This window comes from Isoptericola halotolerans (genome assembly GCF_045689585.1).
GTDB classification, from domain to species: Bacteria; Actinomycetota; Actinomycetes; order Actinomycetales; family Cellulomonadaceae; genus Isoptericola; species Isoptericola halotolerans_B.
Genome location: NZ_CP140108.1, coordinates 3,096,161 through 3,110,300, shown reverse-complemented (window position 1 = coordinate 3,110,300; position 14,140 = coordinate 3,096,161). Strand labels below are relative to the sequence as shown.

The window sequence follows — 14,140 nt, the reverse complement described above, 5'->3', positions numbered from 1 at the left end:
CCCTGCTCATGCACCCCTTCCGACGTTGAGCCTGGCGGCCTGGCGCGTCAGGTGGTCGCGTTCCGGCACGCTCGTCGCCTGCCGCGCGGCCTCCGCATAGCAGCGGGCGGCCGTCGCCCGGTCGCCGGCCTGCTCGTACAGGTACGCCTGGGCGGCCCGGTAGCGAGGTAGGCCCGGGTCCAGCCCCGACAGTGCGGCCAGGCCGGCGCCGGGCCCGTCGGCCTCCCCGACGGCGACGGCGCGGTTGAGGCGGACGACCGGGTTGTCCGTCAGGCGCACGAGCTCGTCATACCACTCCACGACCTGCACCCAGTCCGTCTCCTCGACGGTCCGGGCATCGGCGTGCAGAGCCGCGACGGCCGCCTGGGCCTGGTACTCGCCCAGCCGGTCCCGGGCCAGCACCGCCTGCAGCCTCTCGACGCCCTCGGCGATCAGCGCCGTGTCCCACCGGCTACGGTCCTGGTCGGCCAGGGGCACCAGGCTCCCGTCGGCAGCGGTGCGCGCGGGCCGGCGGGCGTGGTGGAGCAGCATCAGGGCGAGCAGTCCTGCGACCTCCGGGTGGTCGGTGCGCGCCGCGAGCTCGCGCGTGAGCCGGATCGCCTCGGCCGCGAGGTCGACGTCGCCCGAGTAGCCCTCGTTGAAGACCAGGTACAGCACACGGAGCACCGTGGAGACGTCCCCGGGCCGGCCGAGCCGGACCTCCGCGACGGTGCGCTTCGCCCGGCTGATCCGTTGCGCCATCGTCGCCTCGGGCACCAGGTACGCCTGGGCGATCTGCCCGGTGGTCAGCCCGCCGACGGCGCGGAGGGTGAGAGCGACCGCGGAGGCAGGCGTGAGCGACGGGTGCGCGCACAGGAAGTACAGCCACAGCGTGTCGTCCGCCGACGTGCCGGCGCCGGGAGCGGGCTCGGCGTCGACACGGAGCTCGCGGCGTCGCCGGGAGGTCTCGGCACGGGAGACGTCGACGAACTTGCGCCAGGCCACGGTGACGAGCCAGCCGCGGGGGTCCCGGGGCGGATCGTCCGGCCAGACGCGCAGCGCCTCGACCAGGGCCTCCTGCACCGCGTCCTCCGCCGTCGCGAAGTCGGCTCCACGACGGCAGAGGACGGCGGTCACCGCGGGGGTGAGCTCCCGGAGCAGGATCTCGTCCACGGCGGTCCCGGTCAGTCCGTCGCCGCGGCGGACTCGTCGAGGAACGGGCGCAGCTCGAGCCATTCGTGGATGGGCCGGCCTCCGGCCCCCGGTGCCGCGGACAGCTCGCCGGCCAGCTTCACGGCCCGTTCGTGGCTCTCCACGTCGATGACCATCCACCCGGCGATCAGGTCCTTCGTCTCGGGGAACGGCCCGTCCGTGACGGGCGGGCGGCCCTCGCCGTCGTACCGCACGAACATGCCCTCCGGGGACAGCGCCTGCCCGTCCACGTACTCGCCCGTCTCCTCGAGCCGGGCGGCGAAGTCCCGCATGTACTGGACGTGCGCGGAGACCTCCTCCGGCTTCCACCGGTCCATCGGCACGTCGTTGACGGCGGCCGGCGCACCCCGGTAGTGCTTCAGCAGCAGATACTTGCCCATCGTGCTTCCCTTCGTCGTGGAGCGGGCCGGTGCTGGCCGCTCTCGTCCCTGGGACGGAGCCCGGCTCACGTTCTCGACATCCTCACGAGGACCATCCTGACGGAGTTCGAGGACAGCGCGCTCTCCGCACGCCGACCGGAGGTACAGCGGGCGTCGCCGCCGCACTATTCTCGCGCCGTGGACACACCAGAGCCCTCGGGCCCGACGCCGTCGCACGCGGTCGTCCGTCGCGCCACCGCGCACGACCTGCCCGACGTCGCGGCGATCCTCGCGCCCTACGTCACCGGCACCGCCGTGACGTTCGACGAGGTGCCTCCTGGCCCGGAAGCGTGGTCCGCCCGTCTGGCCGATCTGCGCGAACGAGACCTGCCGTTCCTCGTCGCGGAGGTCGACGACGTCGTCGTCGGCTATGCCTACGCCGCTCCCTGGCGCCCGAAGGCCGCCTACCGGCACACCGTCGAGACGACGATCTACCTCTCCCCCGCGGCCCAAGGGCGCGGGGTGGGTACGCGGTTGCTCTCGGCGCTGCTCGACGCGTGCACGCTGGCAAAGGTCCGGGAGGTGATCGCCGTCGTCGCCGACGATCCCGCCGCGGCCGGGTCGTTGCCGCTGCACCGCCGTCTCGGTTTCGAGGTGGTCGGCGTGCTGCGCGACGTGGCCGTCAAGCACGGCCGCAGCGTGAGCACGATGCTCCTGCAGCGGTCCCTGCGCTGAGGCGTCAGTCGACCGACCGGCGCAGCACCTCGGCGCGCTCGACCACGGTGCGCCACGCCTCGGCCGGGACGCCGGGGTGGGTGTCCCGGTCGATCTCGCCCAGCGCCGCCCTGAGGTCGTCGAGGGTGCGCGCCACGACCCGCACGGCACGGCGCCGCGGCAGTCCCCACGCGACACCTTCGGCGACGAGGTGGTCACCCGTGATCGCGTCCATGTCCCGCTCGCCCGCCACGTCCATCGCGAAGACTCGCGAGGCGTGCGCGTGGTGCAGGTGCATCGAGACGTCGTAGGCCGGGGCCAGCGCCACGGTGCCGTCGTCGCGGCGCAGCAAGGAGATGTTCTTGGCGTGGGCATCGGTGTTCCCCAAGGCCAGGTTGAGCGTCGTCAGGGCCAGCAGCCGGTCGGGGCGGGTCCCGTCGTCGCGCAGCACCTGGGCGACGGCTTGCAGCGACGGGTTCGTCCGGCCGTGTTGGAACTTCCGCTCGGGGTCACGGGTGTTGATGCCGAGCGCCTGGGCGGCGTCCTCCTGGTGGATGCGACGCAGACGCCCCGGGGCGCCGTCGTCGGGGACGCGGTCGTAGCGGGACACCACGAGGCAGCGCACGTCCTCGAACGTCTCCACGTGCGCCTGGATCGTGGTGAGGCCGATACGCCGTGCCAGGTCGAGCGCGGCCGCTTCAGTGTCGACGAGGTCGGCCGTCGGCGAGTCCGCGGCCCGGGCGAGCTTCAGGATGTGGGTGGTGGGTTGGTCACGGGAGGCTCGCACCCACGTCTCACCGTCGCGTACGAGGCCCAGCTTGGGTTCCATGCCGGGAAGCGAGCTGGTCAGATGCTCGCTCCGTCCCCGCCCACCGGCCCTCGCGAGGGCCTCACGCAGGAGCTGCGCCACACCGCTGGGGTCAAGTGGGAACGACTCCCCACCCTGCCCTCCGGGATCGCCCCCTGCCTCCACAAACTGGAGGGCACCGACGGTGTCCCCGCCGTACGCGGCGAAGAAGCCGACGGGATCTTCCGGGTCGACACCGGCCTCCATCGCCATGTTGTCGCGAACCCGGCCCTCGGGCATCAGCCCGTCGAGCCACGCGGTCGCGCGAGCCGGGTGCGGACGCGTCCCCTCGTCGATCGGCAGGAGGTGGGACAGGATGCGAGCCCCCCAGCCCCATCGCGACGATGCCGACGAATCCCACTCCAGCTCGGCCCGGGGTTCCCCGCGCAGGGTCCGCGTGCGGCGCAAGCGCGCCAGGCGGCTGCCGTAGAGCCAGACATCGATCTCATGCGCCACCATCGGCGCCCCTCTCGACCAGCCGAACGTCGACGCCGAGCTCGTCGAACATCTCGAAGAGCCTCGTGATGTAGAGATTGCCCATCCCGGACTCGACCTCGGAGACGTACTGCCTGGTCAGTCCGAGCTCTTCCGCGAGCGCCGCCTGGCTGAGCCTGCGCCCGCGCCGGGTCGCCTGCACGAAGCGTCCGATGTCCCTCGCGCTGCGTGCTTGCGTCCATCGGATCTCGTCGGCCATGAGCACTCCTTATGTCAGGATTTTCTCACCTTTGCCAAGGTCGTCAGGTTATCCTGACCCGCCCCGGGTTCGCAAGGTTTTACCGACACACTGGTGGCTCGGCTGCTCAGCCACCGCTCCGGCGCAGCAGCGTCAGGTGCATCGCGTCGGTGCCGTGCACGTGCGGCCACAGCTGGACGTCCAGCCCGCCCGCTCCGCCGTCGTCGGCCCCCAGGTCGATCTCGGCGCCCGGGACGAGCACGTCGCGCACCACGGCGCGGGCATCGAGGCGCTCGACGTCCTCGCGGCGGCGCAGCACGTCGTCCACGACGAGGCGTGTCTCGGCCAGGTGGGGTGAACAGGTCACGTAGGCGACCACTCCCCCGGGCCGGACGGCCTCCAGCGCAGACGTGAGCAGCTCGCTCTGCAGACCGGTCAGCGTGCCGAGGTCGGCGGGCGTGCGGCGCCACCGGGACTCGGGCCGACGACGCAACGCCCCCAGGCCCGTGCAGGGGGCGTCGACGAGCACCCTGTCGTAGGCGCCCGGCTCCTCGCTGCCGGTCTCCCGACCGTCCCCGGTACGCACGGCCTCGACGGCGTCGCCGGGCACGGCGCGCACGCCCTGGCGCACCAGCCGGGTCCGGTGCGGCTGGACCTCATTGGCCACGAGCCGGGCGCCCTGCCGGGCTGCGAGCGCCCCGAGGAGCGCCGCCTTGCCGCCGGGGCCGGCGCACAGGTCCAGCCAGCGTTCGTCGCACCCCTCGACCGGGGTGGCGGCCAGGGCCAGGGTGACGAGCTGGGAGCCCTCGTCCTGGACACCGGCACGTCCGTCTCCCACGGCCTCCAGGGCGGCGGGGTCGGTGCCGGAGGCGAGCACGTGGGCCGTCGGCGCCCACCGGCCCGGGCTCAGGCGCGCCTCCCGGTCACCGACGGCGAGCTCGTCGGCCTCGACGAGTCCAGGGCGGGCGACGAGCGTGACGCGTGGGCCGGTGTTGTCGGCCTCCAGCAGGTCGGCGAGCTCGCCGACCGAGCGTCCGGAGCCGTGCAGGGCCTCGCGCAGGGCGCGCGTGATCCACACCGGGTGCGAGCCGGTGAGCGCGAGCGCCGTGGTCTCGTCGGGGGCCCCGGCGCGGACCTGGTCCAGCCAGTCGTCGAGGCTGGTGCGCCCCACGGCCCGCAGGACGGCGTTGACCATCTGCGCCGGGCCGGCGCCCACGCGGTCGCGGCACAGCCCCACGGTCTCGGAGACCGCGGCGTGGGCGGGCACCCGCATGCCGAGGACCTGGTGGGCGCCCAGGCGCAGCACGTCGAGCACCTCGGGGTCGAGCTGGTCCAGGGGTCGGCTGACGCAGCGGGACAGGATCGCGTCGTAGCGTCCGCGCAGGCGCAGGGTGCCGTAGGCGAGCTCGGTGGCGAAGGCGGCGTCACGGCCGGTGATGCCGCGTTCGCGCAGCAGCGGCGGCAGCACGAGGTTGGCGTAGGCGTCCGAGGCGTCCACCTCGCGCAGCACGTCGTAGGCGGCGGTGCGGGCGGGGTCGGTGAAGCGGCGCCGTTGCGAGGGCGCCTGGGAGGTGCGGTGCCCCTGGGCCCGTGAGCGGGCGGCGCCGCGCTGGCGGCCCCGTGCGTCCCTGCGGTCGTCGCCACGGTGGTCGCCGCTCTGGCGGTCACGGCGGTCCGCGGTCATCGGGCACCTCCCAGGACGACGGCGTCGACGACGGCACGACCGGCACCGCGGGCCCAGTCGGCGGCCGCCATCGGCCTCTTGCCGACGGGTTGGACGTCGCCGAGCGCGACGGCGCAGGTGGCGGTCCCGACGAGGACCTCGGACTTGGTGGCACGCAGCTCGCCCGGAGCCAGGTCGGTGACCTCCGGTCGCGGCACCACGGGGCCGAGGCCGAGACGCGCCCGGGGTGCGCCGTCGTCGGCCCCGTCCTCGCCGGGCAGGGTCGTCCAGGCCCCGGGGGCCGGGGTGACCGCCCGCACGCGCCGGTCGACCGCGAGCGCCGGGTCCGTCCAGCGCACCAGCGCGTCGTCCCGGGTGATCTTCGGGGCGAGCGAGGCGCCGTCGGCCGGCTGGGCCTGGGGGGCGAGCTCGCCGGCGGCCAGTGCGTCGAGCGTGGCGACGAGCAGCTGGGCGCCCGATGCCGCGAGCCGGCCGAGCAGGTCGCCGGAGGTGTCCCGGGGGCGGATCGTCTCGGTGGCGGTGCCGAGCACCGGTCCGGTGTCCATGCCCTCGTCGAGCAGGAAGGTGGTGGCACCGGTGACCTCGTCCCCGGCGAGGATCGCGTGCTGGACGGGCGCGGCTCCGCGCCAGGCGGGCAGCACCGAGAAGTGCAGGTTGACCCAGCCCTGGGGTGGCACGGCCAGCACCTCGGGCCGCAGCAGGTGCCCGTAGGCGACCACGGGGGCGGCGTCGATCTCGAGGCCGCGCAGACGCTCGGCGAACTCCTCACCGCGTGGGACGTCCGTGATCACGGGGATCCCGGCCTCCTGCGCGGCGAGGCGCACCGGGCTGGGCACCAGCCGCCGGCCCCGTCCGGCCCGGGCGTCGGCCCGCGTCAGGACGGCGACGACCTCGTGCTCGGAGTCGATGAGGGCCCGCAGGGCGGGGACGGCGGGCTCGGGAGTCCCGGCAAACAGCAGACGCACCGTGCAAGTCTAGGGCCGGGCGACACAGGGAGAGGGCATGGGCAGAGCGACGGCACGGCAAATGCGCGCGGCAGGGACGACGGCGAGCCTGGTGGGGGCGGTCCTCGTGCTGTCCTCGTCCGGGGGCGACGCGACGGCGTCGTTCGCCGAGCCGATGGCGGCCCACGCCACCGGCGGTGACGTCGCGTTCCGGCCGGACGCGATCTCCGCCACGCTGCCGTCGGTGCGCTACGACGACGGGGCGTCCGCGACGACCTTCTCCGACCTGGCGGTGGTCGGGCGGCTCACCGACTGGCAGCCGGGCCGGGCCACGGACTGGTCCACCGACGCCGGCCGCCAGCTCGACTTCGCGCACCCGGCCGACACCCGCACCGTGGTGCTTTCGCTCCAGGTGGCCGAGGTGCTGGCGGCCGACGGCGACGAGGTGGCGGCCGGCGACCAGGTCGAGGTCGTGGCCGTGCTGCCCGGGGACGCGGACGCCGAGGCCGCGGGCGAGGCGCTGACCGCGCTGGACGACGTCGTCGTGCTGGCCTCGCGCGGACCGGCCGAGCACTCCGGCGAGTGGTGGGTCGGGCTCGGCGGGGTGCTGCTCGGCGACCTGGACGACGGCGGCGGCCTGACCTGGCCGGTGCTGGAGGCGGCCGGCTCGGACCTCGCCCCGGTCACCGACGACGCCGGCCGCCTCGCCGCCCTGCGGGCCGCCGCGCAGCGCGCACCCCGTACCGTCACGGTCCCCTGACCGGGCGGCGCCGGCTCCTCAGCGCGCCACCGGCACGCCGAGGTCCGCGAGCGCCGTGCGCAACGCCGGGGTGTCGGTGAAGTGCACGCCGTGGAACCCGACCGCGCGGGCCGCCTCGACGTTGGCGCGCGTGTCGTCGACGAACACGGTGCGGGCCGGGTCGACGTCGAACCGGTCGGCCGCGAGGCGGAAGATCGCCGGGTCCGGCTTGGCCAGGCCCACCTGCCCGGAGACGACGACGTCGCGCAGCCTGCCCACGGCGGGGGCGGCCGGCGCCGCGTGGTGGAAGGTGTCGGCCGCCCAGTTCGTCAGCCCGTACAGGCGCAGACCCGCGGCGTCGAGCTCGGCCACCAGTGCGGCGGACCCCGGCAGCGGGCCGCTCAGCGTCCCGGCGTACCCGGCGGCGTAGCGGGCGGCCAGGGGCGCGAGGTGGGGCCGCGTGGCCTCCAGGTGCCGCACCGCGTCGGCCCAGGTGCGCCCGGCGTCCTGGGCGTGGTTGAACGCGGCGAAACCCACCTCGTCCATCCAGGTGTCGACCTCGGCACGCTCGACACCGTCGAACGCGCCGTAGGGGTCCCAGCCGACCAGGACGTTGCCGAGGTCGTAGACCACCGCCTCGATCGCGCCGTGCGGCGTCGCGTCGCCGGGCTGCCCGCCGGGGCGGGTGGGGTGGTTCGTCATCAGAGCATCTCCGCAGGGTCGAGCCGGACACGGACGGTGCCGCCCTCGCGGCGGGCGGCACGGACCGCCAGCGAGGCGCGCAGCTGGCGGGCGAGCTCGGTGCCCCGGGCCAGGGGGACGCGCACGACGACCCGCACGGCCGCCTCGAGCCGGGTGCCGTCGTCGGGCAGGTCGACGGGACCGAGCACCGCGTCGGGGGTGGCCAGCTCGACGCGACCGACGAGCGCGTCGACGGCCTGGTGGTCGCCGGTGACGGCGGCGACGCGCACGGCGGGCGGCAGGTCGAGCTCACGGCGTTCGTCGAGCTCGCGCTCGGCCAGCCCGGGGGCGTCGAAGCGCACCAGCGCGCTCGTGGGTGCGGGGGCGGCGTCCCCGACGAGCAGCACCTGCCCGCGCGGGGCGGGACGCACGAGGCCGGCCGCGGCCAGCCACCGGTGGGCGGCCTCGGTCGCGGTCGCGAGCCCCGTGCCGGCGGTGGCCACCGCGGCGTCGAGCAGCAGCGCCGCGGTGTACCCGTCCTCGGCGACCGGCTCGGCCCCCGGGGTGGCGACGACCAGTGCCGGGCCGGCCTCGACGCGGTCGAGCACGCCGCCGGGCGCCGACGACGCCGACACCCGCACCGGCACGCCGGGGAACGCCCGGCCGAGCTCCTCGGCGGTGCGTTCCGACCCGACGCGCACGGCCCGCACCCGGTCGTGGCCGCACTCGCCGCACCGCCACGACCCGGCCAGGCGGGCGCACCACGTGCACTGCGGGGCCGCGCGCGCGCCACGCAGGCCGAGCGGACCGTGGCAGTGGCCGCAGCGGGCCGCCGTGCGGCAGCGGGCGCACGCCACGACCGGCAGGTAGCCCGTGCGCGGCACCTGGACGAGCACCGGACCCTCGGTGAGGGCGTCACGGGCGGCGCGCCAGGCCGCGCTGGGCAGCCGGGCCGCCGCCCCGGCCCCCTCGCGCGCCAGCTCGACCGACGTCAGGGCGCGCACCCGGGGGGCGCGGGCGCGCACCACGTCGCGCGGCGCGGCGATCTCCTGCGCCCAGCCGGCCGCCAGCATGGCCTGCGCCTGCACCGTCCGGCCGGGCGAACCCAGCAGGAACGCGGCGTTCTCGAGCTCGCTGCGCATCGCCAGCACGTCGCGGGCGTGCGGGTACGGGGCGTGCGGCTCGGCCAGCGGCTCCTCGCCGTCGCCCCACAGCACGACCAGGCCGAGGTCGGGCACGGGCGCGAACATCGCCGCACGGGTACCGACCACGACCGCGGCCAGCCCGTGCCGGGCGTGCAGGAAGGCGCGGTAGCGCGGCGCGGGGCCGTCGTGGGCCTGCAGGCGCACCACGTCGGCCACGCCGGCCGTGCTCAGCGCATCGCACATCCGCTCGACGTCGCGTCCGTCGGGGGCCACCACGAGCGCCCGGCGCCCCCCGGCGAGCGCCGCGCGCACCGCCTGAGCGATCGCCGCGGCCCAGTGCGGGGTGCGGGCGGGCTCGTCGGGCCGCTGCTCCAGGCCCGGCAGCGGCGTCCACACGGCCCGTGGAGCCTGTCCGGCCAGCACCCGGCGGTGGAACGCCTCCCCACCTCGGTACGGCGCCCACACGCCCGTCCAGCCGTCCCCCGTCGGTGCCGCCGGAGAAGCGGGAGGCGCCGGCCGCGCCGGGTCGGCCCCGGACGCGTCGTCGACAGCGGGCTCGTCGGCCGCGGGCAGCACGGCCGCCACCTCGGCCTCGACCCGTGCGTGCCGGGGCGGCACGGCCAGGCGCAGCACGTCGGACACCGTGCCCGCGTACCGCTCGGCCACGCGCCGGGCCAGCGCCAGCACCCGGGGCGTGAGCACCGGGTCGGGCGAGACGACGCGGCGCAGCGCCACGAGGCGGCCGTCGTGGTCCGACGTCGCGGCCCGGGCCACGAGGAACCCCCCGACCTCCTGGGGGCCGAACCGGGCTCGCACCCGCACGCCGGGCACGGCGTCGTCGGCCAGCGGGGCGGGCACCAGGTAGTCGAACTCGCGGTCCAGGTGCGCCGGGGCGAGGTCGAGGACCACCCGCGCCACGGGGTCGACGTCGGCCGGCCCGGCGGGCTGCTTGGTGCGGGCACGTCGCCGCGCCCGGGGGGTCGCGACGTCGTCGAGCCCGAGCAGCGCGGGCTGCTCGGGCTCGTCAGCGGTCGTCACGAGGACATGCAACCACGGGCCACCGACTCAGCTCACACCCGGCTCACACCGCGCCGCGCAGGGCGTCGACCCGGTCGGTGCGCTCCCAGGTGAACCCGTCCAGCTCACGCCCGAAGTGCCCGTAGGCGGCCGTGGTGCCGTAGACCGGGCGCAGCAGGTCCAGATCACGCACGATCGCGGCCGGGCGCAGGTCGAAGACCTCCCGGATCGCGGCGCTGATCCGTTCGGGCGCCACCGTCTCGGTGCCGAACGTCTCGATGTACAGGCCCACGGGGTGCGCCTTGCCGATCGCGTACGCCACCTGGACCTCGCAGCGCCGCGCCAGCCCGGCGGCCACGACGTTCTTGGCGACCCACCGCATGGCGTAGGCCGCCGAGCGGTCCACCTTCGAGGGGTCCTTGCCGGAGAACGCGCCGCCGCCGTGGCGGGACATGCCGCCATAGGTGTCCACGATGATCTTGCGGCCCGTCAGGCCAGCGTCGCCCTGCGGGCCCCCGACGACGAACTTGCCCGTCGGGTTGACGATCAGGCGCACATCGGCGGTGTCCAGCCCCACGGACGCGGCGACGGTGTCCACCACGGGGTCGATCACGTGGTCGGCGACCTCCCGGTAGAGCTTGTCCTGCTCGATGTCGGCGTCGTGCTGGGTCGAGAGCACCACCGTGTCGAGACTGACCGGGCGGTCGCCGTCGTAGCCGATCGTGACCTGCGTCTTGCCGTCCGGGCGCAGCCCCGCCACCGCGCCGGACTTGCGCACCTCGGCCAGCCGTTCCGCCAGCCGGTGCGCCAGCCAGATCGGCAGCGGCATCAGCGACGGCGTCTCGTCGGTGGCGTACCCGAACATCAGTCCCTGGTCGCCCGCGCCCTGCGCGTCGAGCACGTCGTCCGCGGACGCCCGGCCGTCGTCGCCGCCGCGCCGCTCGAGCGCCGTGTCGACGCCCTGGGCGATGTCCGGGGACTGCTGGCCGATGGAGACGGACACTCCGCACGAGTCGCCGTCGAACCCGATCGCCGACGACGTGTAGCCGATGCCGCGCACCACCTCGCGCACGATCTGCGGGATCTCCACGTACGCCTCGGTCGTGACCTCGCCGGCGACGTGCACCAGCCCCGTGGTCACCATCGTCTCCACGGCCACGCGGGACCGGGGGTCCTGGGCGATCAGGGCGTCCAGGATCGCGTCGGAGATCTGGTCGCACACCTTGTCCGGGTGGCCCTCGGTCACGGACTCGGACGTGAACAGGCGCAGCGCATCGCTCATGCGCTCAGCCTACGTCCAAGCAGGCCCGGATCCAGGCATCCGAGGGGCGAGAATGTCTCGACATCTGAGAACGTCTCACATGCTGGGAAAAGCCTTGCCGATCGCGTCCCACAGGCCGTCCGCGACCTCGCGCTTCGACCCGGCGACGGTGGTCACCGTCTCGCCGCGCCCGTCCAGCACCGTCACGTCGTTGACGTCCGAGCCGAACCCCAGGTCCTGGCCCACGGCGTTGACGGCCAGCAGGTCGGCCCCCTTGCGCCGCGCCTTGGCCCGTCCGTGGTCCAGCACCGAGCCCGACCCGTCGCCCGTCTCGGCCGCGAACCCGACCACGACCTGGCCCGGCCGCAGCCGGTCGGCCGCCAGCTCGGCCAGCACGTCCGGGTTCTCCACCAGCTCGATCGGGGCCGGCGGTGCGCCGGCGACCTTCTTGATCTTGGCCGCCGGGGTCCGCGAGGGCCGGAAGTCCGCGACGGCGGCCGCCATGACCACGACGTCGGCACCCACCGCCGCGGCACGGACCGCCTCGCGCAGCTCGAGGGCGGACGTCACGGGCACGACCCTCGCGCCCGCGGACGTCGACGGGCCGGTCAGCGCGTCGGGCAGGTTCGCCGCCACCAGCGTCACCTCGGCGCCGCGCGCCAGCGCCGCCTCGGCGAGGGCCACGCCCTGACGACCGCTGGACCGGTTGCCCAGGAACCGCACCGGGTCGATGGCCTCGCGGGTGCCGCCGGCGGAGACCACCACGTGTCGGCCCGTCAGGTCCTGGCGGCCACCCGGGGCGCCCGCCGGACGGCCTGCCACGGCCGCCAGGGCGGCACGAGCGATCTCCTCCGGCTCCGGAAGGCGCCCGGGTCCGGTGTCGGCACCCGTCAGCCGACCGCTGGCCGGGTCGATCACCTCGACGCCCCGGTCCCGCAGCGTCGCGACGTTCGCGCGGGTCGCCGGGTGGTCCCACATCTCCGTGTGCATGGCCGGGGCCATGACCACCGGGCAGCGCACCGTGAGCAGCGTGGAGGTCAGCAGGTCGTCGGCCCGGCCCGCGGCGGCACGCGCCAGCAGGTCGGCCGTCGCCGGGGCCACGACCACCAGGTCGGCCCCCTGGCCGAGTGCCACGTGCTGGACCCCCGGCACGTCGTCGAACACCTCGGTGCTGACCGGCTCACCGGACAGGGCCTCGAACGTCGGGGCTCCGACGAACCGCAGGGCCGCCGCCGTCGGGATCACCCGCACCGCGTGCCCCTGCTCACGCAGGAGCCGCAGCAGCAGGACCGCCTTGTAGGCGGCGATACCGCCGCTGACTCCCAGCAGGATCCTCATCGTCGTGCGTGCCGCAGGCTCAGACGATCTCGTCGCCGGCGGCGTGCTCCGACTCGACGACCTCGACGCCCTGGGCGAGCGGCGGCGTGGCCGGCTGCTCCGGCGCCGGCTCGGCCGGCTCGGCGGTGAGCAGGCCCTCGTTGATCTCGCGCATGGCGATCGACAGCGGCTTCTCCTGCACGCGGGTGTCGACCAGCGGACCGACGTTCTCCAGCAGGCCCTCGTTGAGCTGGGCGTAGTAGGCGTTGATCTGCCGCGCACGCTTGGAGGCATACAGCACCAGGCCGTACTTCGACTCGCTGTGCGTGAGCAGGTCGTCGATCGGCGGGTCGGTGATGCCGATCGGCTCGGGAACGGTTCCAGCCATGAGTGTCACTCCAAGCAGACGAAAGGACCGGTGACGACGGCCACCGGAGAGTTTCAGGACAGGGTAGGGAGGGCGGCGTCCAGTCTACCCGCCGCGATCAAGCAGGCTGCGAGGCCGCGGGGGCCACGCCCTGGGTACGGACGCCCAGCAGGCGCGCCAGCTCGTCGGTGGCGCGCGCGACGTCGTCGTTGACGATCGTCACGTCGAACTCCGGCTCGGCGGCCATCTCCACCTCGGCCGTGGTCAGGCGACGCTCCCGCTCCGCGGCGTCCTCGGTGCCGCGACCCACCAGACGTCGGACGAGCTCGTCGTGGCTGGGCGGGGCCAGGAACACGAACTGCGTGTCCAGCCCCGAGGCCCGCACCGCGTCGCGCACCTGGCGGGCGCCCTGCAGGTCGATCTCGAGCAGCGTCGGCCGGCCGGCGGCCAGGTGCTCGACGACCGGCCCGCGCGGCGTGCCGTACCGGTGACGGCCGTGCACGACCGCCCACTCCAGCATCTCGCCGGCGCCGACCATCCGGTCGAACTCGTCGGGACCGACGAACAGGTAGTGCACGCCGTGCACCTCGCCGGGCCGCGGCGGCCGGGTCGTCGCCGACACCGACAACCAGACCTGCGGATACCGGGCACGGATGTCGGCCGAGACGGTGCCCTTGCCGACAGCCGTGGGACCGGCCAGCACGGTCAGTCGTGCCGGGACGGGCGAGGCGTCGTCGGACGCCGCCCCTGAGGGTGCCGGCACGCCGGCGCGTGGTGCGGAAATCTCAGCCAAACCTCTCGATGAGCGCCTGGGCCTGGTGCGGCCCGAGGCCACGGACACGGCGGGTCTCGGCGATCCCGATCTCTTCCATGATCGCTCGTGCCTTCACCTTACCGACTCCCGGCAGCGACTCCAGCAACGCGACGACCTTCAGCTTGCCCACGACGTCGTCCGTCTGGCCCTGCTCGATCACCTCGCGCAGCGAACCCTGGGAGTACTTCAGGCGGTTCTTGATCTCTGCCCGGACGCGTCGCGCCTCGGCAGCCTTCTCGAGGGCCGCCGCACGCTGTTCCGGGGTGAGTGGAGGAAGGGCCACGCAAGTCACCTACTCAATCGATCCGACAAGACGTCGTGCTGGGATAGTGCTCCCTCGAAAGTAGCCACGACCTGCGGCGGCGGCAATCGCTGGCGCGTGCGGCG

The 14,140-nt window shown here is 75.0% G+C and carries 15 protein-coding genes; 2 read left to right on the top strand and 13 right to left on the bottom strand.

The window, feature by feature from the left end:
* Positions 1-6: 6 nt before the first annotated feature.
* Positions 7-1,152: an RNA polymerase sigma factor gene (locus tag UQW22_RS14555; protein ID WP_407317798.1), complete on the bottom strand. Its 1,146-nt coding sequence runs from the start codon at positions 1,150-1,152 to the stop codon at positions 7-9.
* A gap of 11 nt (positions 1,153-1,163) precedes the next feature.
* A complete protein-coding gene (locus UQW22_RS14550) occupies positions 1,164-1,571 on the bottom strand; it encodes a YciI family protein (RefSeq protein ID WP_407317797.1) in 408 nt (135 codons plus the stop codon).
* Between the two features lie 177 nt (positions 1,572-1,748).
* On the opposite strand from UQW22_RS14550, the gene UQW22_RS14545 reads away from it, so the two are divergent.
* Positions 1,749-2,285, top strand: coding sequence for a GNAT family N-acetyltransferase (locus UQW22_RS14545; RefSeq protein WP_407317796.1), 537 nt, complete (start codon positions 1,749-1,751; stop codon positions 2,283-2,285).
* Between the two features lie 4 nt (positions 2,286-2,289).
* Here the strand turns inward: UQW22_RS14545 and UQW22_RS14540 are convergent, their stop codons facing one another.
* The 4 genes from UQW22_RS14540 to fmt all read right to left on the bottom strand — a co-directional run bounded on the left by UQW22_RS14540 (position 2,290) and on the right by fmt (position 6,433).
* Positions 2,290-3,570: a HipA domain-containing protein gene (locus tag UQW22_RS14540; RefSeq protein WP_407317795.1), complete on the bottom strand. Its 1,281-nt coding sequence runs from the start codon at positions 3,568-3,570 to the stop codon at positions 2,290-2,292.
* The gene (locus UQW22_RS14535) at positions 3,557-3,805 is read right to left on the bottom strand and encodes a helix-turn-helix domain-containing protein (RefSeq protein WP_407317794.1); all 249 of its coding nucleotides are present in this window, start codon (positions 3,803-3,805) and stop codon (positions 3,557-3,559) included. Before UQW22_RS14535 ends, UQW22_RS14540 begins: the two co-directional genes overlap by 14 nt.
* A 106-nt stretch (positions 3,806-3,911) precedes the next feature.
* Entirely contained in the window at positions 3,912-5,468 is a 1,557-nt protein-coding gene (locus UQW22_RS14530; protein WP_407317793.1) for an RsmB/NOP family class I SAM-dependent RNA methyltransferase, read from the bottom strand.
* Positions 5,465-6,433, bottom strand: a complete 969-nt coding sequence (fmt, locus tag UQW22_RS14525) for a methionyl-tRNA formyltransferase (RefSeq protein ID WP_407317792.1) — start codon at positions 6,431-6,433, stop codon at positions 5,465-5,467. Before fmt ends, UQW22_RS14530 begins: the two co-directional genes overlap by 4 nt.
* Before the next feature lie 37 nt (positions 6,434-6,470).
* Between fmt and UQW22_RS14520 the strand changes: the two genes are divergently transcribed.
* Entirely contained in the window at positions 6,471-7,172 is a 702-nt protein-coding gene (locus UQW22_RS14520; protein WP_407317791.1) for a hypothetical protein, read from the top strand.
* An 18-nt stretch (positions 7,173-7,190) separates the two neighbouring features.
* Here the strand turns inward: UQW22_RS14520 and UQW22_RS14515 are convergent, their stop codons facing one another.
* The 7 genes from UQW22_RS14515 to mihF form a co-directional block, all read right to left on the bottom strand.
* Positions 7,191-7,853 carry an HAD family hydrolase gene (locus UQW22_RS14515; RefSeq protein ID WP_407317790.1) on the bottom strand — a complete coding sequence of 221 codons (663 nt, stop codon included), beginning with the start codon at positions 7,851-7,853 and terminating at the stop codon, positions 7,191-7,193.
* Positions 7,853-10,015 carry a primosomal protein N' gene (locus tag UQW22_RS14510; protein WP_407317789.1) on the bottom strand — a complete coding sequence of 721 codons (2,163 nt, stop codon included), beginning with the start codon at positions 10,013-10,015 and terminating at the stop codon, positions 7,853-7,855. Before UQW22_RS14510 ends, UQW22_RS14515 begins: the two co-directional genes overlap by 1 nt.
* A 43-nt stretch (positions 10,016-10,058) precedes the next feature.
* Complete coding sequence (gene metK, locus UQW22_RS14505; RefSeq protein WP_407317788.1) at positions 10,059-11,276, bottom strand: methionine adenosyltransferase; 1,218 nt, start codon at positions 11,274-11,276, stop codon at positions 10,059-10,061.
* Between the two features lie 75 nt (positions 11,277-11,351).
* Positions 11,352-12,593 (bottom strand): bifunctional phosphopantothenoylcysteine decarboxylase/phosphopantothenate--cysteine ligase CoaBC, encoded by a 1,242-nt coding sequence (gene coaBC / locus UQW22_RS14500; RefSeq protein WP_407317787.1) that lies wholly within the window; start codon positions 12,591-12,593, stop codon positions 11,352-11,354.
* Positions 12,594-12,612: 19 nt separating this feature from the next.
* Positions 12,613-12,960, bottom strand: a complete 348-nt coding sequence (gene rpoZ, locus UQW22_RS14495) for a DNA-directed RNA polymerase subunit omega (RefSeq protein WP_407317786.1) — start codon at positions 12,958-12,960, stop codon at positions 12,613-12,615.
* A 97-nt stretch (positions 12,961-13,057) separates the two neighbouring features.
* Positions 13,058-13,702, bottom strand: a complete 645-nt coding sequence (gene gmk / locus UQW22_RS14490; RefSeq protein WP_407317785.1) for a guanylate kinase — start codon at positions 13,700-13,702, stop codon at positions 13,058-13,060.
* 22 nt (positions 13,703-13,724) lie between these two features.
* On the bottom strand, positions 13,725-14,036 hold the full coding sequence (mihF, locus tag UQW22_RS14485) for an integration host factor, actinobacterial type (protein WP_407317784.1): 312 nt from the start codon (positions 14,034-14,036) through the stop codon (positions 13,725-13,727).
* Positions 14,037-14,140: the final 104 nt, after the last annotated feature.

Coding starts and splice junctions, on each gene's coding strand:
- UQW22_RS14530 (WP_407317793.1), bottom strand. CDS start 5,468: ATGACCGCGGACCGCCGTGACCGCCAGAGCGGCGACCACCGTGGCGAC.
- UQW22_RS14515 (WP_407317790.1), bottom strand. CDS start 7,853: ATGACGAACCACCCCACCCGCCCCGGCGGGCAGCCCGGCGACGCGACG.
- metK (WP_407317788.1), bottom strand. CDS start 11,276: ATGAGCGATGCGCTGCGCCTGTTCACGTCCGAGTCCGTGACCGAGGGC.
- UQW22_RS14520 (WP_407317791.1), top strand. CDS start 6,471: ATGGGCAGAGCGACGGCACGGCAAATGCGCGCGGCAGGGACGACGGCG.
- UQW22_RS14550 (WP_407317797.1), bottom strand. CDS start 1,571: ATGGGCAAGTATCTGCTGCTGAAGCACTACCGGGGTGCGCCGGCCGCC.
- UQW22_RS14535 (WP_407317794.1), bottom strand. CDS start 3,805: ATGGCCGACGAGATCCGATGGACGCAAGCACGCAGCGCGAGGGACATC.
- coaBC (WP_407317787.1), bottom strand. CDS start 12,593: ATGAGGATCCTGCTGGGAGTCAGCGGCGGTATCGCCGCCTACAAGGCG.
- UQW22_RS14540 (WP_407317795.1), bottom strand. CDS start 3,570: ATGGTGGCGCATGAGATCGATGTCTGGCTCTACGGCAGCCGCCTGGCG.
- rpoZ (WP_407317786.1), bottom strand. CDS start 12,960: ATGGCTGGAACCGTTCCCGAGCCGATCGGCATCACCGACCCGCCGATC.